Source organism: Nocardiopsis deserti, from assembly GCF_008638355.1.
Classification (GTDB): Bacteria; Actinomycetota; Actinomycetes; order Streptosporangiales; family Streptosporangiaceae; genus Nocardiopsis; species Nocardiopsis alborubida.
Genome location: NZ_VWVS01000032.1, coordinates 15,022 through 34,742, shown reverse-complemented (window position 1 = coordinate 34,742; position 19,721 = coordinate 15,022). Strand labels below are relative to the sequence as shown.

Genomic DNA, 19,721 nt, shown 5'->3' with positions numbered 1-19,721 from the left:
CGGTCAGAGGAGGACGAGTTGTCTGGGGATACGGACTGTGTCAGTCGCCCACAGCACTTGAGGGGAGCCTGCGCACCGCGGCCGCGAAACGGTCCCGCATGACCTCGGGCGGGTGAGTGCTGGTCGCGCGCGGAGGCATGGGACCGCTGCGCGCACGGGTCGGCACGACGAGCATGTGCGGCCCCGGGGAGGACAGCGCCGCGGTGACACCCGTGTGGAGTTGCTCAGGGGTGGCGCATCTCCTGGCGTCGGCGTACCCGGCCGCCGCGGCCACCTTCTCCAGACCCGTGGTGTCCGATGTCGTGCCCTGGCCGCCGGTCGACTCGTGGATACCGTTGTCCAGCACGACGTGGACGAGGTTGGGCGGCGCCTGGGCGCCGATCACCGACAGCGCGCCCAGGTGCATGAGCGCGGCGCCGTCGCCGTCGAGGGCGACGACGGGGCGGTCGGGCCGGTTGAGTGCGATGCCCAAGGCGATCGAGGAGGCGTGCCCCATGGAGCCCTGCATATAGAAGTTGGCCGGCCGGTCCTCGACCCCGAACAGCTCGCGTCCGGTGTAGCCGGTGGTCGCGACCACCGGGGCGTCACCGATGAGCTTGGTGATCAGGCGGACGGCGTCGACGCTGTCCATCCGATCGGTGCCCGCGTGTCCGCGCGCGGTCCCCCGGGCCCGTCCCGCGGCGTCGACCGCGTGCTTCTCCACGAGTACGAACGGCGCGTGCCCCTCGTCCAGTGCCGTCGTCACGGCTTCCAGGATCTCCTGGAAACGCGCTTCATCGGCATCCGCGCGCAGTATCCAGTACGGCAGGCCCAGGAGGTCCAGGTAAGGAGCGGTGGTCGGTCCCATGACGGCGTGCTGGGGCTCGTCGTCAGCTGGGTCGGGCCAGCCCCGCAGGCTGACAAAGGTGAGCACCGGAATCCGGTAGGTCATGATCAGCGAGGTCAGGGGGTTGACGAGGTTACCGAGCCCGGAGTTCTGCAACATGATGTAGGCGCGCTCACCGGCCAACGCGGCACCGGCGGCCGTGGCGAGCGCACCACCCTCGTTGGCCGCGGCGACATAACGGCCCGGAGTCCGGCTCAGCAGGGAGATCGGTCCACCGAAGTACGAACAGGGGACGCCGCTGGCGAAGCCGAAGCCGTGCCGCTCCAGCTCGTCGCAGAAGAACGCGGCGGAGATCATCGTCGTCCCTCCTGGGCGGCTCCGGTCGGGCCCGGCGCTGCCGGGTCGAGGGCGGGCTCCCGCAGAAGCGAGGGCGCGGTCATCGGCGGGGGGACGGGAAGCCCGAGGAGGCGCAGGACGGTCGGGGCGACGGAGGTGATCGCCGCCGGGTCCGTGGACAATACGGCATCGCTCCGTGTGCCCGCCGGAGCCAGGACGCAGTGGACGGGATTGTGCGTGTGTCCCCCGTAGGGGACGGCCTCACCCTTTCCGGCGGACCGCAGCATCTGCTCGGCGTTACCGTGGTCGCCGACGACCAGCATCCACCGGCCTGCGGCTCGTGCCGCTGCGTGGATGCGCGACACCGCCGTGTCGACGGCCTCGGCCGAGCGCCGGGTCGCGTCGAAGTTTCCGGTGTGCCCGACCACGTCGATGTTGGCGAGGTTGGCCGCGATGAGGTCGATGTCGTCGCGTCCGCACGCTTCGGCGATGGCGTCGGCCACCCCCGCGGCGTTCATCTCCGGGTGTTCGTGGACCGGCCCGTCGGGGGCACCGGTGATCTTGAGGTGTTCCTCCCCTTTCCTCGGCCGGGAGTCCCGTCCGTTGAGGAAGAAGGTGACGTGCTCGAATTTCTCCGGCTCCGCGACGCGCAGCGACCGTGCGCCGGCTTCTTCGAGCACATCGCTGAGTCCTCCCGAGGCGTCCGCCCGGGAGACGAGTGCGGGGATCGCGGTGCGGGTGTCGTACTGGGCCAGACTCAGCAAGCGCACCCGATCCCGGCCGCTCGCGGCGAGGAGGTCCGCGACCATGTCCGCCAGCGGCGCCGTGCGGTCGCTGCGGAAGTTGGTGAACAGGATGCCGTCGCCGTCCTCGACGCGTGCGCGGTGTCCCGAGAGGCCGGTGACGGCCGTGGGCGGGATCGCTCCGTCACCGACCGAGGGGAGCAGCGCGTCCTGGGGGGTGACGGCGGTGTGCTCCGCGTCGCCGTCCAGGAGGAGCCGCGCTGCCGCGGCCGTCAGGTGCTCCTTCCCGCTCTTGTCCATCGCGTAGTCGCGGCCGACCACTCCGGAGATCGAACCGACCCCCCGTTCCTCGGTCATGGCGGCGAGCCGGGACAGGTACCGCGCGGCTGTGCCATCGGCCACGTCACGGCCATCGGTGATCACCCAGATCCGGACCCGGTACAGCGCGGCCTCCCAGGCCGCCCGCAGGATCTCCGGAAGGTGACCGATGTCGGAGTGGATCCGCCCGTCCGAGCACAGGCCCACCAAGTGGAGGGTTCCCCCGTTCCGTGCCAGCGCAGCACACATGTCACGCAGCAGCGGGTGGGACCGCAGATCGCCTGAGGACACGTCCCGCTCGACGCGCAGACTGTCGTACTCCACGGCACGGCCCGCCCCCATGACCAGGTGGCCGGTCTCCGAATTGCCCACGGTTCCCTCGGGAAGGCCGACCGAGGCCCCGGAGGCGTCGAGAAGCCGTCCGTTGGGTCCGCCGGAGAGGGCGTCGAGGAACGGAGTGCGGGCCGCGGTGAGGGCGTTTGCGGGGCTGTGTGGTGCGTACCCCCAGCCGTCGAGGACGAGAAGGACGCCAGGTGCGAGAGTGGTCACCGGTCGCCTCGCAGGGCCTCGAAGCGGTCCCAGAAGTCAGGGAAGGACTTGGTCACGCACGCGGGGTCGCGGATGACGACGCCGGGGGTGCGCAGACCCGCGACGGCGAAGGCCATGGCGATCCGGTGGTCGTCGTAGGTGTCGATCACCGCTCCCTGGGGCTCCTTGCCGCCGTGGACCGTCATCGTGTCCTCGGTGGTGTCGACGGAGACGCCCATCTTGCGGAGTTCGGTGCTGACCGCGTCGATCCGGTCGCACTCCTTGACGCGCAGGTTGCCGATTCCGGTGATGTGGGTCGTTCCGCGGGCGTAGGCGGCGACGACGGCCAGGGTCGGGGCGACGTCGGGCATGTTCGACATGTCGATGTCGATCCCGGTGAGCGGTCCGCCCGTCAACGTGATGCCGGTGGTGTCGGAGCGGTCGGCGCACCCCATGTCGGCGAAGGCGGTGACCAGGCCGACGTCTCCCTGCGCGGAGTCCAGACTGATCCCCGGGATGGTGACCCTCCCGCCGGTGATCGCGGCCGCGGCGAGGAAGTAGGACATGCCCGAGGCGTCGGACTCCACCGTGATGTCGCCCCCGCGGTAGCGCACGGCACCCGGTACGGCGTAGCGCTCGTACCCCGACCGCCGGAGGGGGACCCCGGCGGCGGCCATCGCGGCGATCGTCATGTCGACGTAGGGCTTGGAGACGGGGTCTCCGTCCACGACGAGTTCGAGGCCCGACTCCGTTCCGACCGAGCCGATGAGCAGGCTACTGGTGAACTGGCTGCTCACGGTGCCGTCGACGCGGGTGAAGCCGCCGCGCAGGGTGCCGCCGCCGATCTCGATCGGCGGCGAACCGTTGCCCGCGGTGCTCCGGACCTCAGCGCCGAGCTTGCCGAGCGCGTCGAGGAGGTGGCCCATGGGCCGCTCGCACATGCGCTTGTTGCCCGTCAGGACCGTGCGGCCCTCCGCCAGGGCCGCCATGGTGATCAGGAAGCGGATCGGCGTACCCGCGTTTCCCATGTCGATGGCGATGTCGGGCGCACGCATGGGGCGGCCGTTGGGGACCACCGAGAACGTCTCGCTGTCCGCGTCGGCCTCGACATCCACGTGTCCGAAGGCGCGCAGGGCCTTGGCCAGGAGCAGGGTGTCCTGGGAGTGCAGCGCGTGGCGAAGGACCGTCGGCTCCGGAGCCAGTCCAGCGATCGCCAGAAACCGGTTGGTGTAGCTCTTCGAACCGACGACGGTGACCGTGGCGTCGAGTTCCCTGAGGGGGGCGATGCTGACCTCGGGGAGGTCCATGACCGGATTGCGGGTCGAACGTGTCACAGCTGTGCCCATCCTTGGGTCGGGGTGAGGGTGGTCGCGGTACGCGGGTTGGCGAAGTGTCAGGTCCGCCGGTGGACCTTGTGCTGCGCGGCTTGGGCTCGGGGTCTCAGGACGAGGAAGTCGACGTTCACGTGTGCGGGACGGGTGACTGCCCAGGCCACGGCGTCGGCGACGTCCTCGGCCAGGAGGGGCTGGTCGACCCCCGCGTAGACGGCTGCCGCACGGTCTTTGTCACCTCGGTAGCGGTTGAGGGAGAACTCCTCCGTGTGGACCATGCCGGGGGCGATCTCGACGACGCGCACAGGCTGGCCGCACAACTCCAGGCGCAGGGTTCCGGCCAGGGCGTGTTCGGCGTGCTTGGCGGCGCTGTATCCCCCACCGCCTTCGTAGACGGTGAAGGCAGCAGTCGAGGAGATGACGACGATGGTCCCGTCCCCGCTCTCGGTGAGGAGCGGGAGCAGTGCCTGCGTGGTCGCAAGCACTCCCACGACGTTCGTCTCGAACATGGTGCGCCAGTCGGCGGGGGCTGCGTCCGCGACCTCTTCGGTCCCGATGGCGCCGCCGGCGTTGTTGACGAGTACGTCGCATCGGGTCAGTCCGTTGACGACGGCCGCGATGGCCGATGGGTCGGTGACGTCCATGGGCTGGACGTCGACCGCCTTCCCGTCCGCTGCGATGCGTTTGGCGACCTCTTCCAAAGCGCTGACCCTGCGGCCGGTCAGGACGACGCGGTAGCCCTCGTCGGCCAGCCGGTAAGCGGTGGCCGCACCGATCCCGCTTCCGGCACCGGTGACGAGAGCGGTCCTCTGGGCCCCCTCCGGAGAAGAGCTCATCGGTACGCGTCCTTCCGCGGCACAGAGGTGGTGGAGAAGAGCGGTTCCTCGGTCGGTGCCGCGATCTGGGTCAACCAGACGTGGGCTCCAGGCTCGAGGAGGAGACGGAGATCCGCTCCACTCTGCCCGGACGTCTCGACCGAACCGCCGAGGAAGGCCAAGTGAGCCTTGCTCGCGGCTACCTCGGGAAAGCACGAGGTAACGGTGAACTCCGCCTGAGTCGAGGTGGGATTGTGCACCCCGAGCAGGCTGACCAGCGTGTTCGGGGTGCGCTCGAGGCCGTTCGGTGATACGCGGAAAGTACTTCGCAGTCCGCTTCCCAGATCCAGGCTCGATACGGAGGCTGCAGGTGAGAGAACGTGGGAAAGATCCAGATCGTTTCCCGCACAAGCGGACGGATAACCGACCCCAAGTGGTTCGCAGACCATCTCTTGGCGGCGCAGTCCGGTTTCACCCATGATGCTCGTCATCGATTTCCGCATTTCGTCTTTGGCTTTTGTTTCGATATTGGATCCAATGACGATTTTGACTGTCAAGGGACCTTGGGTGTCAAAAATTCAGCAGGCGAAGGAAGGCATGAGAGAGAAGGTATGAATCAGCAGAAGAATTGTCAATGAGCCGACCAGGGAGGCATGCAACGAAGGTGTCGCCTGTGACTCTCGTGAAAGCAGAGAACAAAGAGGCAGTAAAGTTACAAATATCACCTTGGTGGCTATTTATGGTGGATTGCCGGACACCGTTGCGTCACGGAACCTTGCCTGCCGGAAAAGCCGGCCCAGGAGACGTTCACCGCAGGGGTTTCCCCATGGCAGGGCGTCTCCGGGGTCGGTGGCCGGGGCTTCGAGTTGCATAGCTCGATCACACCCCTCGGCCTCCCCAACACCCGATCGAACAGGACGCCACCGGTGCCCTCGGTCACTGTCCGACTGAGGAATTCCTCAGTCGAACTTGAGTCATCCCTCCTCGAGTAGTCGAAAAAACCCACAAGGAAGCCCCTTGACCTGGACCGATCACCTGGGAGCGGTGTTCTGACCTCAGGGCTCGGGCGGTCGCCCGGGACCCGCTGCCTCATCGGCGAAGGCGTGCCTCCCGTAGGAATCAGGAAGCGGTGACGGCCACTGTGAGCCCACGGACCGAGTGGCGCTCGAGAGAGGAGGACGATCCGTGAAATCGCAGAGCCAGGCCCTCTCGGCGGGAGGAATCCCGGCTCCGGGCTACCTGCTGCGTGTCAGCGGGTGCTTTCCCGTTTACACCTTGGTGACGCGGCAGGCGAAGCACTTGTAGGCCTGCTGCCCTGAGACATTGTCGAAATAGCGGTCGTCGGTCAGCAGATTGGCGGACTCGTAGCGGTCCGCACCCGAGACGTCACCGACCACCTGCGAGGGGCCGAAGGTGCTGGGCACGAAGATCGTGTCCTCGCGGATGCCCTCCCAGAGAAGAGCGGTTCCGGTGACCGCTCCGCGGGGACTCTCCACACGAACTTGTTCCCCCTCGGCGATACCGTTCCTCTGGGCTGTTCGAGGATGGATCTGGATCAGGCGTATCCCGTTGAGTTGTTTGCCCATGGGGGTCCACTGCGTGACCGAGGCAAAGTGCACCACGCTGGGCCTGCCGGTCATACCCATCAGTGGGTAGTCCCTGTGCACGTCACCTCGGGCCTGGACGCCCAGCCGAACCTTCACGGTGTTGGCGTGGGGGTAGAGGGGGTTGGTGACGAAAGCACTGGTGTACTCGATGGTCGGGTGCCCGCCGGTTACCTCGGGATGGGTGTAGAAGATCGGCAGAGCGGAGTGACCGGCCCCGGCCAGGGCCTCCTCCAGTTCCTCGGTGTGGATCTCAACCTTCCCAGAAGGGGTGAGGAAGCGTTTCCCCTTGCTTTCCTCCCCCAAGGAATCAGCCGCTTCGTACCAGCTCGGGTGATCCATGTAGAGGGTGCTCACTCCAGGGTGCTCGGAACCGGGGCAGGGCCAGCGCAGGGGTTCCCTTCTGGCGCTCATCCGTTCGGCGTCCATGCCCTTCATCCCCGGGGTGTGCGCCACGAACTGCGACCACAGGGTTCGGTAGTCCTTCCACTCGGCAGGAAAGGCGTTTGCCCAATAACCTCTGGGACTGCTGGTGTCCACCTCTTCCAGGGTATGAGCGAGGTCGATCCAGATCTCCCAGTCCGGACGTGACTCCCCGACCCGCGGCACAGCCTGGTTCTGCCATCGAATCGCGCGATCGTCCCGACGCATGTAGACGCCCTCCATCTCCAGACCACTGCACACCGGCAGGATGATGTCGGCGAAGTAGGCGGCCTCTTCCATGAACAGGCCGGTATAGACATAGAAGTCGAGCTTTTCAAACGCCTTGCGCACCCTGGCGGTATTCGCTGATGACAGGAGTGGGTTGCCCTGGGTGATGACGGCCCTGAGCTGGTAGGGCTTTTTTTCCAGGATGGACTCGGCGAAGTAATCGGGGCCTACCGGCAGCGCCTCTGTTGTCTCGGGAACGGTCGATTCGAGCGGAGGCAGGTACATTTTTCCCGGCCATGTGTTGTGCATGAAGTTGCAACCACCGCCGGGTCGACCGATGTTGCCGGTAATCGCGGCAAGGAAGGCCAGGCAGCGATAGGTGTCGAAGGCCCCGAGTTGATGGGAGATACCAGCGTTGCAGACGATGGCGGCAGGAGGCGCGCTGGCGTACTCCTCAGCGATCTGCTTGATGGTCTGGGCAGGCACACCGGTGACATCGGCGGCCCATTCGGGTGTGTAGGCGTGGTCGACCAGATGGCGGCGCAATTCCTCGAATCCCACCACCCATCGGTCGATGAAATTCCTGTCATACAAGTTCTGCGCCACGACGTGGTACAGGATCGCCAGCACAAGCGCCTGGTCGGTGTGGGGTTTCGGGGATACCCACAGGTCGGCCTGGGCTCCGGTGGGCGTGAGTCTGGGGTCGACCACGACCAGTTTCGCTCCCGTCCTGGCCCGCTCACGCAGCAGGTACTCGAAGGTGACTGGGTGGGTTTCAGCCTGATTGGTTCCGAGGAACAGAAAGTACCTGGCCGAACCGAGATCGTGTTCACCTGTGGCCTCGTCCACGCCGTAGCCGTTGGTGAAGTAACCCAGTCCGAAAGTGCTGGACAGGGCATTGGCCCCTGCGTCGTTACAAACCGGCCCCACGTCGGTGTTGTTGGGGCTTCCGAGTAGCGAGAACAAACGTGCGATCAGGTCCGCGGAGCCCCGGGGCATACGGCCGGTGGTACGGTTGGCGACGGCTCGGGCTTCTCCTGCGTCACGTAGTTCCACCATCTTCTCAGCGATGGTGCGTAGCGCCTTGTCCCACGAGACGGGCTCGAAACGCGATTCCTTGCTGCCCTTCTGTCCTGAGACCCGGTGCAGGGGCGTGGTGATCCGGTGATGGTTGTAGACCAACTCGGGCATCATCTTCGCTTTAACGCAGAGGTTTCCGTCCTGGACGCGGTCCTCGTCTTCACCACTGATACCGATCACACGTCCAGACTTCAGAGACACCTTCATGCCGCAATGAGAATTACAGAACTGACATGCGGTGTCGACGATCTCTTCCGGAGATAGCGCAGCAGATTCCTGGGTGAAGTCGAACCCGTCTCCGCTCACCACGGAATTGCTCGACGTTGCGCCATGGCCGGAGTCCGGACCCGACGAGAGAGACGTCGGAGACGGGGCAGACGAAGTTTGCAAGCCCAGTGCCATACCACCTCCGACGAGACCGCCCTGGAGAAAGAAAGAACGACGACTTGATCCCGGATTTTCGACTGACATCTGAATTCTCCCTTTGCCACGCCTGGTGCATGGGCGACAGGCACGAGGACAGATTTCGACCCCTGCCCCAAAAGAAATGATCGCACCCAAATCTTTATAAGACACACCTGCACTCCAGAAAATCTCCCGACACCCACCATGGAAAGACTGAGGCCCTGGAGCCACACCAGGCTGCCACCCTCCACTTCAGAGAGCAACCCTTTCGTGGTAGGCGGTTATTGCACATACCTGCCTTCTTCCCTGTTGTTTGACATTGGGATGAGCCCCGTGGATCATGAGGCGTTTGCCATCCCACGTCGCATGAATTAGTGGTCGATCACCGTGCTGCTTCGCGGATACTCGAGCACAGGTCACAGCCAGAGCGAAGGTGCACCACCCAAAGCGGGACAGCTGTCCCAAAGGAGGGCAAAGAGAAGCACAGAGACCAAAACTGTGGCCGAACCCGGTCACAGCGGAGATCTCTACTCACACGAGAGGACAGGGCTTCTGGAGCTGACTCTGCTCCATTACCACACCCTGATACAAGAAGGAGACATTAAAAGGATGCACCTTCTGGAAACCTTGAGATGGTGTCTGTTCGTGTCAACTCAGGGTTCTGCTATCACAGTGAGCCGGAGGACGGCATGTGGCCGATTTCCTCGACCTGGGGAGGGAAAGATCAGCACGGATCCGCACGGCGCAATTCCTCGCCGGAACGTCGACGGCCGAGGCCAGCACTGGTCAGCAGTTGGGCCCAGCGCAACGCCAGATACCGCACGCCCTGGTCCCAGGGGTGAGGCGCTCCAAGTTTCCCGGCAGGGGCCAATAGCATGGCCCCGGCAGAAAAGAAAGGGCGAAGGAGCAGGCGTCCTGTGCTGCAATCGAGATGCCAGGGCCGGGTTGGAAGTCAGCTTCCTCCACGAACACTTCTGCCGGATACTGGCGCCCATGGCGATCATTCACAAAGCTACTGTCACCCCGAGCAAAATGACGTTGATCAGCGCCTGGTTGGACAGCCAATCGTGGGCGGGTCAGGGGTCCGACGAGAACCTCGGCAAGTACAGGTTCGACGACCCGGAAGGGGAGGTTGGCGTGGAGGCCTTCCTGCTCCGACGCGGGGCACGATTGCTCCACGTGCCGCTGACCTACCGGGGCGAGCCCCTACACGGTCACGAAGAGCACCTCGTCGGCACGTTGGAGCACTCCACTCTGGGGACACGCTGGGTCTACGACGGAACCAAGGACGCAGTGGCCGTCGCCTGCTTCCAGCGCGCCCTCGCCGGAGAGCAGGCACAGGCGGAGCTGGAGGTCTGGCAGGAAGGCCGCCTCCTGGAGCGGAGGCCCCAGCAGGTCCTGGTCTCCAGTGAACCAGAGACCGCCAATGACGCCGATCGACTGATTCCACACAGGAAGATGCTGCTTCCGCGTGTCCTGGGAGCCGCCCCCGAGGGGAGACGATGGCTCCGGGCCCGGTGGGGCGACGAACAGGCGGTGGTCGCGGTGCTGGTCTAGATGTACCGTCCTGAGGGGTTGGGTGCTCTGGTCAGCAGTCGCAAGCAATCAGTGATCGCTTGATCGGGGCGCCCACCAGGCGGCTGCGCCACATCGCGGTACTACGTCCGGCTTCGTCCAGGACCAACACTTTGCACCGGAACTCGGCTGGGTAGCCACGAAGTCACACGATGTTCTCCTTGAGGATACGTGGTCTCCAAATCTAGAAACCCGTCTCCAGAAAACCCAGGACGCATCAGGCCAGTACTGGCTTACTCTGGAACGGCTACCTGTCTACGCTCCCGAGCTCAACCCCGTGGAGATGTTGTGGTCAGCCATCAAGGCACGGGAGCTGGCTAACCCTGCCGGTGACCACCTGGCAGAGGTCGGTGACGCAGCCAAACAAGGCACCAATCGCGTCTGCGAAGACGATCGGCTTCCATGGTCCTTCCTGACCCACGTGGGCTTGAAGATCCATCCTCCAGCCCCACGCAGATAACGAAAAACTGAGTAGGCTGCCTGTTCCACTACCTCCAGCACGGCGTTCCCTACGACGAGACCACCGTCTTCCCGAACCCGCTCGAACTCGAGCTGCGGGTCGTGGCTTGACACCTTGTATCCATCTGATGCCTGCGGGTAACAGCCGATCGCCGAGTACCAGCGCTGCCAGCCCGGGTCATCGTGGCCGTCGCCGGTCTTGCCACCGCCACGATGGCTGCCTAAATCTGGCCTACCGCACCACAACCCCACTCGCGGGCCGCATCGGTGCATAGCGTATCCGCATCAGCCTTTGGAAGACCTACCAACAAGATGACCGCATCCGGCCGCCACGGCGGGCGGTCAAGGCAAGAAGTAGCAGGTCAAGTACAGTCCGACCTGATCCTGCCTCCGACAAAGACCACCGTTAGCTCCTGTGGTACTTGCTCCCGAAGTTTTCTATGTATGACACTTGTATCGGTTGTGATAATTGATTCGAGTCGCAGGGAGCTCGGGTTGAAGCGATCGGAAGAGCTCAATAGCAAAACAATTTGGTCCAGCGATCCGCACTTGCAGGTGAAGCACCTCGTCTACCGAAAATACATGAACTGCTGGATGGCGAAGATCCTGCAGAGTTTCCCGAAGGCGACTATCGTGGACGCGTTTTCTGGACCGGGGATATACGAAGACGGGGCCCCGGGGTCACCTATCCTGGCTGCCAAGGCCTATCTGGAGCACAACTCGCGTCCGAGGTTCAACAAGCTTGACCTGATATGCCTGGAAGAACGAGACGATCGTGTCGAGGAGCTGCATCGGCAGTTCGCCAAGCTTCCCCGTGACGAGAACCTGAACGTCATGATCCAGCCACCCGGGATCTTCGCTGGGCACCAGGAACGCCTGTCAGCGCTTGCGCGGCGCGACAACCCGGGTTGTCCAGTGCTCTGGATCATCGATCCGTTCAAGATCAGGGACGCTCCCTTCGAGTTGGTTCGCCGATGCCTCGAGAACCGGCGCGACGAAGTCATCCTCACCCTCTTCACGGGGTACATGCATCGGTTCTGCGAAAAAGACGGATACGACAGAACCATGGACCGTTGCTTCGATGGGGAGCACTGGAAGTCAGCGGTGACCGTGTCAGGGGACGGCCCGAGGAAGGCTGCCTTCGCCTCGGCCTACGAGGAGGGTTTGCGGCAGCTCGGTCTATTCACGGGCAGCTTCGGTGTCCGTGTCAGCAACACCACCGAGGTCTACCACCTGATCATGGCCACCCACAGCGAAGCCGGGCTTAGGTGCTGGAATCCGGTGGGCTGGAAACTGGACAGCTACACCGGGCGCAGTGCCTCGGCCGACACCGCAGCCGCTGACACCCTGTTCGCTGACTCCCCTGTGGTAGACGCTCTGGAGGCCGCACTCGAAGCCCATGCCGGGACTGAACGGGCCTGGTCCCAGCTGTCCCGGGAGGCAGCTGAGCACCGGTATGTCGACAGGCACCTGCGCCAGGTGCTGGACCGACTCGCTCAACGAGGACTGGCGATGCGTATCGAACCGATCACGGCTCGCACGCCATGGCCGGAGGGGTGCCGGGTGCGCTTCTATTCCCCCGACGACATTCGTGATGCCGATGCCTACGGCTAGCCTTTGGCCAACACGGGAGACTGCGGCTTCTCATCCCAGGTACGCCCGTCGAGGAGGCGCCCATTGGCCTTGGGGGTACGTCCACCCCACTGCTTGAAAAAGAAGGCGGTGGAGCTCTGCTGGCAAGCGTCGCGTATCTGGCGCACCCAGTCGATATGCATGGGACGATGACCGCGACCGCTCTCACCACCGGCGATCACCCAGTCGATGCCAGACAAGTCCAGCTCCGGCAACGGCCCCAGCAGCGGCTCACACGACAAGAACCGTACGGCCGCAGGAACCCGGCGCAAGTGGTCAACGCGTTCGAGCACATCAGCCGATTCCACTGAGACCCCCATCCAGACGTTGGGCGGCCAAGGCAGTTGATCAGCGAGGCGGGCCAGGCGCAGAGAGCGCTTGGTCAGGATCTGGTAGGTGTGCTGGGGCGTCTCGGCCATCACGGCGAAGACCTGGGTGATGAAGTCCTTGGGCACCCGGGCGTGGAACAGGTCGCTCATCGAGTTGACGAAGACCAGACGCGGGCTCTTCCATTTGCGTGGGATGTCCAAAGCTCGCGGGTGGATGGTCACGTCAAACCCGGGGCCTGAGGTGCGTGGGTCGCCGTCGTTTTGGTACTTCTCCGCACCCATGGCCTTGAGACGTTTGGCCAAGGTGAGGGCATAACAGTTGTCGCAGCCAGAGGCGACACGGTCGCAGCCGGTGGTGGGGTTCCAGGTGGCTTCGGTCCACTCGATCGAGCTTCGTTCTGCCACGGCGGCACCAGCTTTCAAAGACGGATAAGGGCAAGCGGCCCCAGCTGCGGGCCGGTCAGTCAGTGAGTATGAGCAAGGCTCTATTCGAACAACTGTCCGTACGTTAACAACAGGCGATGCCTGTTGCAAAGGATCCCGGAAAGATGGTTGCACAGGTCTCTCGCAATGCGTCACCCCTCACTGGTTTCCACTGTCCGGTCGACGGTTGCCCGCGAAGCTGTTGCCCACAGCTACCACCCAGTCTCCCAGAGTCCCCCTTTGCCTGGATGGATTTCGTTGTCTCCATACCAGCAGAGCGGCGCCCCAGGAGCGCAAGAACGCGGACAGTGCAGCTAGTACTCCAGTGTGACTTCGCGATCTTGTCGCGGACCCGGCTGGGAACGGGTACGGCCACCGCGTGATCATCAAGGGTTGTGTGGACTCATGACGATCGTGCGGTGGCCGCAGGTCACAGCATAGACGGCGCCCGATGGCGGGCGATGTTCGAGCAGGCCATGGACCGGATCGCGGGCCGGTTCAGCCGGGTTGAACCGCGGAGGACGGCCCGTGCCTATCTGCTCGGGCTGCTGTCGCGTACCGAGCGGAAGAACTGCTGGCAGCTGGCCGAACAGGCCGGCTTGGCCCAGCCGGGCCCGATGCAGCGGCTGCTGCGCTACGCCCGCTGGGACGCCGACGCCGTCCGTGACGATATCCGGGCCTACGCCGTCGAACACCTCGGCACCGAGGGCGCGGTGCTGATCGTGGACGAGACCGGCTTCGTGAAGAAGGGCCGCGCCTCGGCGGGCGTCCAGCGCCAGTACACCGGCACCGCGGGACGCATTGAGAACTCCCGGGTCGGCGTCTTCCTCGCCCTGGCCACCAGCCGGGGACGGGCCCTGATCGACCGCCGCCTCTACCTGCCCGAACAGTCCTGGTGCACCGATCCCGAACGCCGCCGGGTGGCCGGGATACCCGACGAAGTCCGGTTCGCGACCAAGCCCCGCCTGGCCGGGGAGATGATCGCCGCCGCGCTGGACACCGGGGTGCCGGCACCGTGGGTGATCGGTGATGAAGCCTACGGCCAGGACCCGCGACTGCGTGCCGCCCTGGAGGCACGCGGGACCGGCTACGTTCTCGCGGTCGCCTGCTCGACCAGGGTGCGGATCAACTCAGGCCGCACCCCCATCCGCGCGGACACCCTCGCCGCACGCCTGCCCGCCACCGCCTGGCAGCGGCACAGCGCAGGCAACGGTGCGAAGGGCCTGCGCCACTACGACTGGGCCTGGATCCACATCGGCACCGACTGCCACCGCCACCTGCTCATCCGTCGCAACCGCACCACCGGTGAACTCGCCTTCTACCTGTGCTGGTCACCCGCCGAAGTGCCTCTGGCCGAACTGGTCCGCGTCGCCGGGATCCGCTGGAGCGTCGAGGAGTGCTTCCAGGCAAGGGCCAGGTCGGACTCGACCACTACCAGGTCCGCAACTGGACCTCCTGGCACCGGCACATCACGCTCGCGCTGGCGTTCCTGACCGCCCTTGCCGCCGACCCGGCACCACAACGGCCCGTCGATCCACTCCACCCCACCCGCGGCAGCGACCCGATCACGTTGACCGTCCCCGAGATCCGCCACCTGCTCGCCGCCGTCCTCACGGCACCGGCCGTGACCGCGGGCAGACTGCTGCACTGGTCCCACTGGCGCAGACGCCACCAGGCAACAGCCCGCCGCAGCCACTACCGACGACGATCCTGCTGGATAGATCACGAAACCGTACTGGAGTACTAGGTACGAGTCGTGATCGACGCCCATGAGATGGGCCGCGAGAGCAGTACGCCCGAGGTCGTGCGCGTGCGCGGACGTGGTGACTTCCCGGGACACAGCCGTCATCCAAACGGTGCCGCTCCTGCGCTGCACCTCCCAAACCAGAGTCGGACTACCGACGTCTGTCCTGGCTGGGCCGTGACGGCCCTCACCTTTACTCCTCGGAGGTCTCCCTGTTACGTTTGTTATTGTTCAACCACTAACAGAGGAGTATTCATGAGCGTCAACCCGACCCGCGAGCTCACCCCCGCACAGCACGCCCTGGCAGAGCACCTTCGGCTGGTGTCGTCCGGCCAGATCGACGAGTGGATCGAGCTGTACGCCGCGGACGGCACGGTCGAGTTCCCCTTCGCCCCCGCCGGTGTGCCTACCCTGGTGCAGGGACGCGAGGCGCTGATCGCCCACATGCGCGGCTTCCCGCAGACCTTCGACGTGAAATTCGTCGACGTGAAGTTCATCGAGACGGCCAACCCCCGGACCGCGGTCGCCGAATACCGCTCGGAGGGAATCGCCCTCAGCACCGGCAAGCCGTACGAGCAGACAGTCATCACGGTGATCCGCCTCGATGAGGCGGGCCTGGTCGAGCAGTTCGTCGACTACTGGAATCCTCTCGTGGTCATCGAGGCCATGACCCCCGACGAGGCGGCCAACGGCCAAGACGTGTCGTGGCCCTCGGAGCGTTGATCCCGGTTCGACGGGGTGAGACGGGTCACCCACCCGTCTTGCCCCGTTGCACCCTGTCCCACTCCGCAGTGAGAGACTGGGAGACATGCCCGCCCCTGGCTCCAGAGTGAAGAGCGATCAACGCCGTCGAGTCGTGCTGGACGCTGCCGTGACCTGCTTTGCGCGCAAGGGTTACTACGGCACGACCACTGGTGAGATCGCCGAACGGGCCGAAATCTCTCAGCCCTACGTCTACCGCCTGTTCGCCAGCAAGGAGGCGTTGTTCGCCGGTGCCATCCTCCACGTGTCCGAGCTGATCTCGGATGCTCTGACCGGCGCCGAAGCCGGCGCCGATGAGGCCGGGCCGTACCGGCAGCCGGAGGCGGTGATGCGTGCGATCCGGTCCGCCTACAGCACCCTGATCGAGGACCAGGACGTCATGCGGTTCCTCATGCAGGCCAGTTGCGCAGCCGATGAGCCGCTCGTGGCTGAGGCGTTGCGCACGTGCTATGCCAGGCAGGTCGAACTCGTCAGTGAGCTCCTGAACCACGACGACGCTGCGGTCCGGCACTGGTTCGGCGCCGGTATGCTCGAAAATGTCACGCTGACCCTCGGCCTGGCCGACGTCGACGAGCCCTGGGCGCGGACCCTCAGCGGACAACGGTCTCGTTCGGACGGCGGTAGCTTCACCCACCGGGAGTCGCCGTAGCTTCCGCCGAAAAACAGGCGGCTATGTAGGCGGCCGGCCAGGCCGTCCCACTTCCTTGGAACTGGGACGCCGTCCGACGGTGTCGACGTCGATCGACACTGCCCAGGTCAGGACCGTCCCAGAAGTTGTGCCACAAGTGCGTCCCGGATTAGTACTCCAGTCTGGTTTCGCGATCTTGTCGCGGACCCGGCTGGGAACGGGTGCGGCCGCCGCGTGATCATCGGGGGTTGTGTGGACTCCTGAAGATCGTGCGGTGGCCGCGGGCCATAGCGTAGATCCTGCTCGCTGGCGAACGATGTTCGACCAGGTCATGGCCCGGATCGCGGGCCGCTTCGGGCGAGTTGAGCCGCGGGCCGCGGCCCGTGCCTACCTGCTCGGGCTACTGTCGAACGTCGAGCGCAAGAACTGCTGGCAGCTGGCCGAACAGGCCGGCCACAGCCGACCCGGGCCGATGCAGCGCCTGCTGCGCTACGCCCGCTGGGACGCCGGTGCGGTCCGCGACGACCTGCGCGCGTACACCGCCGAACACCTCGGCGCCGACGGCGCCGTTCTCGTCGTCGACGAGACCGGCTTCGTGAAGAAGGGCCGCGCCTCGGCGGGCGTCCAGCGCCAGTACACCGGCACCGCGGGACGCATTGAGAACTCCCGGGTCGGCGTCTTCCTCGCCCTGGCCACCAGCCGGGGACGGGCCCTGATCGACCGCCGCCTCTACCTGCCCGAACAGTCCTGGTGCACCGATCCCGAACGCCGCCGGGTGGCCGGGATACCCGAGGACATCCAGTTCACGACCAAGCCCCGCCTGGCCGGGGAGATGATCGCCGCCGCGCTGGACACCGGGATCACCGCGTCCTGGGTGACCGGCGATGAAGCCTACGGCCAGGACCCCCAGCTCCGCGCCGCCCTCGAGGCGCGCGGCACCGGCTACGTGCTGGCCGTCGCCTGCTCGATGCGGGTGAGAATCAACCACGGCCGCACTGCCGTCCGCGCGGACACCGTCGCCGGCCGCCTGCCCGCCACGGCCTGTCAGCGCCACAGCGCCGGAAACGGTGCGAAAGGCCCGCGGTACTACGACTGGGCCTGGATCTACATCGGCACCGACTGCCACCGCCACCTGCTCATCCGACGTAACCGGACTACCGGTGAACTCGCCTTCTACCTGTGCTGGTCACCCACAAAGGTGGCCCTGTCCGAACTGGTCCGCGTCGCCGGTGTCCGCTGGAGCGTCGAGGAGTGCTTCCAGGCAAGGGCCAGGTCGGACTCGACCACTACCAGGTCCGCAACTGGACCTCCTGGCACCGGCACATCACGCTCGCCATGCTCGCGCTGGCGTTCCTGACCGCCCTTGCCGCCGACCCGGCACCACAACGGCCCGTCGATCCACTCCACCCCACCCGCGGCAGCGACCCGATCACGTTGACCGTCCCCGAGATCCGCCACCTGCTCGCCGCCGTCCTCACGGCACCGGCCGTGACCGCGGGCAGACTGCTGCACTGGTCCCACTGGCGCAGACGCCACCAGGCAACAGCCCGCCGCAGCCACTACCGACGACGATCCGCCGACAAATCCGCTGGGTAGAGCACGAAACCGCACTGGAGTACTAGCAGATGAACAGCTACCCGGTGGTTCCCAAAGCACGACTTTGCGACGTGCTGAGAAACCTCGTTTCATGCGGCGGATCTCCACCAGGCCGGGGAAGGGTTCTCATCCGGCTTGGGCGAGGAGGCCTCTTCCTCGCAGTCCTCGCTGCTTGACCAGCCTCCCCCAACGTTCCTTACGGTCGAAGTGGGCCGCGATCTCTCGACCGCTCGGCAACTCTCCTGTCTCTCGCTGCTGTTCCAATGCCCATCGCCAAGCTCGGTCTTGAAACGGTGATAGGGCAGCTTCCGTGGTGTCCACGGCGTCCCTACGGTGCACGACTTGCAGGTCAGTGCTTCCCGAGGTAGCCGACACGCCGGGGGTGTGGCCTTCAGGAGTCGTGACCTCAGAAGCTGAAGAGCGAGTCTGTCCATCATCTGCGGACGCAGTGCGTACGCTCTTCGCCGTTGTGCGGAACTCGCGCATGAGCAGCTCGTACGCACCGATGAGCGCGAAGCTCGGCCAGGCGTGGATGATCCGCGACCACATCGTGGGGTCGGCGACCGCGACGTTGGCCGCCAGGGACGCGCCGGAGCCGACGATCAGCAGCGTCCAGGGCAGGAGGCTGCCCTTGCGGCCGTGGCGGGCATCGCTCAGCAGCGTCATAGAGGCGCCGACGATCATGCCGTCCACCGACAGCGGGAACAGGGCCGCGCGCCACTCCGGTTCCCCGTGGCGCAGGGCGAGTTCGTACATGTGCGAGTAGGACACCACCGCGGCGATACCCGCGAGCAGCAGCACGGCCGCGATGGTGACCCATCGTGACCAGCGGGAGGACTCCATCCCGATCACCCTTTCCCGGTGACCGAGGAACCTTCACAGGGCCGAAAACGCTCTACCGGGCGGGGTGGGAGACGCCCGTCTCCCACCCCGCACTGGGAGGTTTCTGGGAGACGCGAACCTCTCCCAACGGCTTCCAACCACCGCGAAGATCCCTCAACGAAACCCTCCGACCTGGGTGGATGCTCATCGGCGCAGGTCGCTGCGGAGCCGGAACTACCTTGACACGGTAGAGGTCACAGGTTCGAATCCTGTATCGCCCACCATCTTCCCAGGCCGGAGCACACGCTCCGGCCTGAGTCGTTTCCGGGCAGCACGGTGGGAGACACGCTTCCGAATCGGATCCATCCGTGAACCCGCTTTCACCATCTCCACAGCCGGAGCCAGCAAAGGCATCTCACTCTTGTCTGGAGCGAGATGCCTTCGACTGATGAGAAGGACCTGTTCGCGGCCGACGCATCCGACGGAACGTCGGGCTGACCCCTCAGGAGGTGGCGTGCTGTGTTCCCGCCAGCAGGGCGGTCCACTCCGCGTCAGCGTTCGGTCGGCGCCGCAGCACGGCCGCGTCGATCACCGTCCTGTACACGGTGGCGGAGGAGGCGAACCTCTGAGCTCGGGCGAGGCGCGACCGGACGCTGCTCTCGACCTCGTCCGGCGTCATCCACGGGGAGAACACGCGCACCGCGGCGTAGGCGTAGCTCTCCACCTGGAGCACGGAAGGGAACAGGTTCGTCTGGACCTCCATGATGGACACGGCGTCCCGTTCCACCTGGTCCAGGTCGTCCAGCCAGACCGGTTCGCCGTCACCGCTGAGCTGGCCCCAGAATCTCTCGAGTCGCCCGTTCGCGGCCAGAACCTGGTCCAGTTCGGTCACGAGCTTCAGGTCGGGAGAGCGTTCGCCGCGTTCGATGTTGCCGATGTGCCCCTGGCTCACTCCGACCTGCTTGCCCAACCGCTCCTGCGTGTAGCCGCTCGCCCGACGGCGGCGGCTGAGTTCCCGGCCGAAGCGAGCGTTCGCCTCCGGGTGTTGTTCCTCCATGCTTCCAGCGAAACAAAGATTCTTCCAAGCGAACACGGTGCAATCCACGTTAATCGC

Annotated in this window: 13 protein-coding genes, 1 tRNA gene and 2 pseudogenes; 7 read left to right on the top strand and 9 right to left on the bottom strand. The window is 65.5% G+C overall.

Annotated features, from left to right (window positions below; all coding sequences use genetic code 11):
- Positions 1-40: 40 nt before the first annotated feature.
- From aepY to FYW99_RS30335, 6 genes are all read right to left on the bottom strand, one after another.
- On the bottom strand, positions 41-1,183 hold the full coding sequence (aepY, locus tag FYW99_RS30360) for a phosphonopyruvate decarboxylase (protein ID WP_150255812.1): 1,143 nt from the start codon (positions 1,181-1,183) through the stop codon (positions 41-43).
- Positions 1,180-2,772: a 2,3-bisphosphoglycerate-independent phosphoglycerate mutase gene (gpmI, locus tag FYW99_RS30355; protein WP_150255810.1), complete on the bottom strand. Its 1,593-nt coding sequence runs from the start codon at positions 2,770-2,772 to the stop codon at positions 1,180-1,182. The genes aepY and gpmI overlap by 4 nt, the downstream gene beginning before the upstream one ends.
- Positions 2,769-4,085: a 3-phosphoshikimate 1-carboxyvinyltransferase gene (gene aroA / locus FYW99_RS30350; protein ID WP_223839812.1), complete on the bottom strand. Its 1,317-nt coding sequence runs from the start codon at positions 4,083-4,085 to the stop codon at positions 2,769-2,771. The genes gpmI and aroA overlap by 4 nt, the downstream gene beginning before the upstream one ends.
- A gap of 59 nt (positions 4,086-4,144) precedes the next feature.
- Positions 4,145-4,918 carry an SDR family NAD(P)-dependent oxidoreductase gene (locus FYW99_RS30345; protein WP_150255807.1) on the bottom strand — a complete coding sequence of 258 codons (774 nt, stop codon included), beginning with the start codon at positions 4,916-4,918 and terminating at the stop codon, positions 4,145-4,147.
- Complete coding sequence (locus FYW99_RS30340; RefSeq protein WP_150255805.1) at positions 4,915-5,454, bottom strand: hypothetical protein; 540 nt, start codon at positions 5,452-5,454, stop codon at positions 4,915-4,917. Before FYW99_RS30340 ends, FYW99_RS30345 begins: the two co-directional genes overlap by 4 nt.
- Before the next feature lie 711 nt (positions 5,455-6,165).
- The gene (locus FYW99_RS30335) at positions 6,166-8,634 is read right to left on the bottom strand and encodes a molybdopterin-containing oxidoreductase family protein (RefSeq protein ID WP_223839810.1); all 2,469 of its coding nucleotides are present in this window, start codon (positions 8,632-8,634) and stop codon (positions 6,166-6,168) included.
- 996 nt (positions 8,635-9,630) lie between these two features.
- Here FYW99_RS30335 and FYW99_RS30330 point away from each other — a divergent pair.
- The gene (locus FYW99_RS30330) at positions 9,631-10,194 is read left to right on the top strand and encodes a CG0192-related protein (RefSeq protein ID WP_150255801.1); all 564 of its coding nucleotides are present in this window, start codon (positions 9,631-9,633) and stop codon (positions 10,192-10,194) included.
- A 972-nt stretch (positions 10,195-11,166) separates the two neighbouring features.
- Positions 11,167-12,285 (top strand): three-Cys-motif partner protein TcmP, encoded by a 1,119-nt coding sequence (gene tcmP, locus FYW99_RS30320; RefSeq protein WP_190394874.1) that lies wholly within the window; start codon positions 11,167-11,169, stop codon positions 12,283-12,285.
- Here tcmP and FYW99_RS30315 read toward each other — a convergent pair.
- Positions 12,282-13,037, bottom strand: a complete 756-nt coding sequence (locus tag FYW99_RS30315) for a DUF5131 family protein (RefSeq protein WP_150255797.1) — start codon at positions 13,035-13,037, stop codon at positions 12,282-12,284. The two genes, tcmP and FYW99_RS30315, sit on opposite strands and share 4 nt — an antisense overlap.
- A gap of 479 nt (positions 13,038-13,516) precedes the next feature.
- On the opposite strand from FYW99_RS30315, the pseudogene FYW99_RS30310 reads away from it, so the two are divergent.
- The 4 genes and pseudogenes from FYW99_RS30310 (at position 13,517) to FYW99_RS30295 (ending at position 17,785) form a co-directional block, all read left to right on the top strand.
- Positions 13,517-14,828 (top strand): annotated as a pseudogene (locus tag FYW99_RS30310) (IS701 family transposase).
- A 226-nt stretch (positions 14,829-15,054) separates the two neighbouring features.
- The gene (locus FYW99_RS30305) at positions 15,055-15,522 is read left to right on the top strand and encodes a nuclear transport factor 2 family protein (RefSeq protein WP_150255795.1); all 468 of its coding nucleotides are present in this window, start codon (positions 15,055-15,057) and stop codon (positions 15,520-15,522) included.
- A gap of 85 nt (positions 15,523-15,607) precedes the next feature.
- Positions 15,608-16,210 (top strand): TetR/AcrR family transcriptional regulator, encoded by a 603-nt coding sequence (locus FYW99_RS30300; protein ID WP_190394873.1) that lies wholly within the window; start codon positions 15,608-15,610, stop codon positions 16,208-16,210.
- 295 nt (positions 16,211-16,505) lie between these two features.
- Positions 16,506-17,785 (top strand): annotated as a pseudogene (locus FYW99_RS30295) (IS701 family transposase).
- A 126-nt stretch (positions 17,786-17,911) separates the two neighbouring features.
- Here FYW99_RS30295 and FYW99_RS30290 read toward each other — a convergent pair.
- Positions 17,912-18,628, bottom strand: a complete 717-nt coding sequence (locus FYW99_RS30290; RefSeq protein WP_190394872.1) for a DUF2637 domain-containing protein — start codon at positions 18,626-18,628, stop codon at positions 17,912-17,914.
- Positions 18,629-18,801: 173 nt separating this feature from the next.
- On the opposite strand from FYW99_RS30290, the gene FYW99_RS30285 reads away from it, so the two are divergent.
- Positions 18,802-18,891 (top strand) — tRNA-Val (locus FYW99_RS30285).
- 218 nt (positions 18,892-19,109) lie between these two features.
- Here the strand turns inward: FYW99_RS30285 and FYW99_RS30280 are convergent.
- Positions 19,110-19,664 (bottom strand): Scr1 family TA system antitoxin-like transcriptional regulator, encoded by a 555-nt coding sequence (locus tag FYW99_RS30280; protein ID WP_150255790.1) that lies wholly within the window; start codon positions 19,662-19,664, stop codon positions 19,110-19,112.
- Positions 19,665-19,721: the final 57 nt, after the last annotated feature.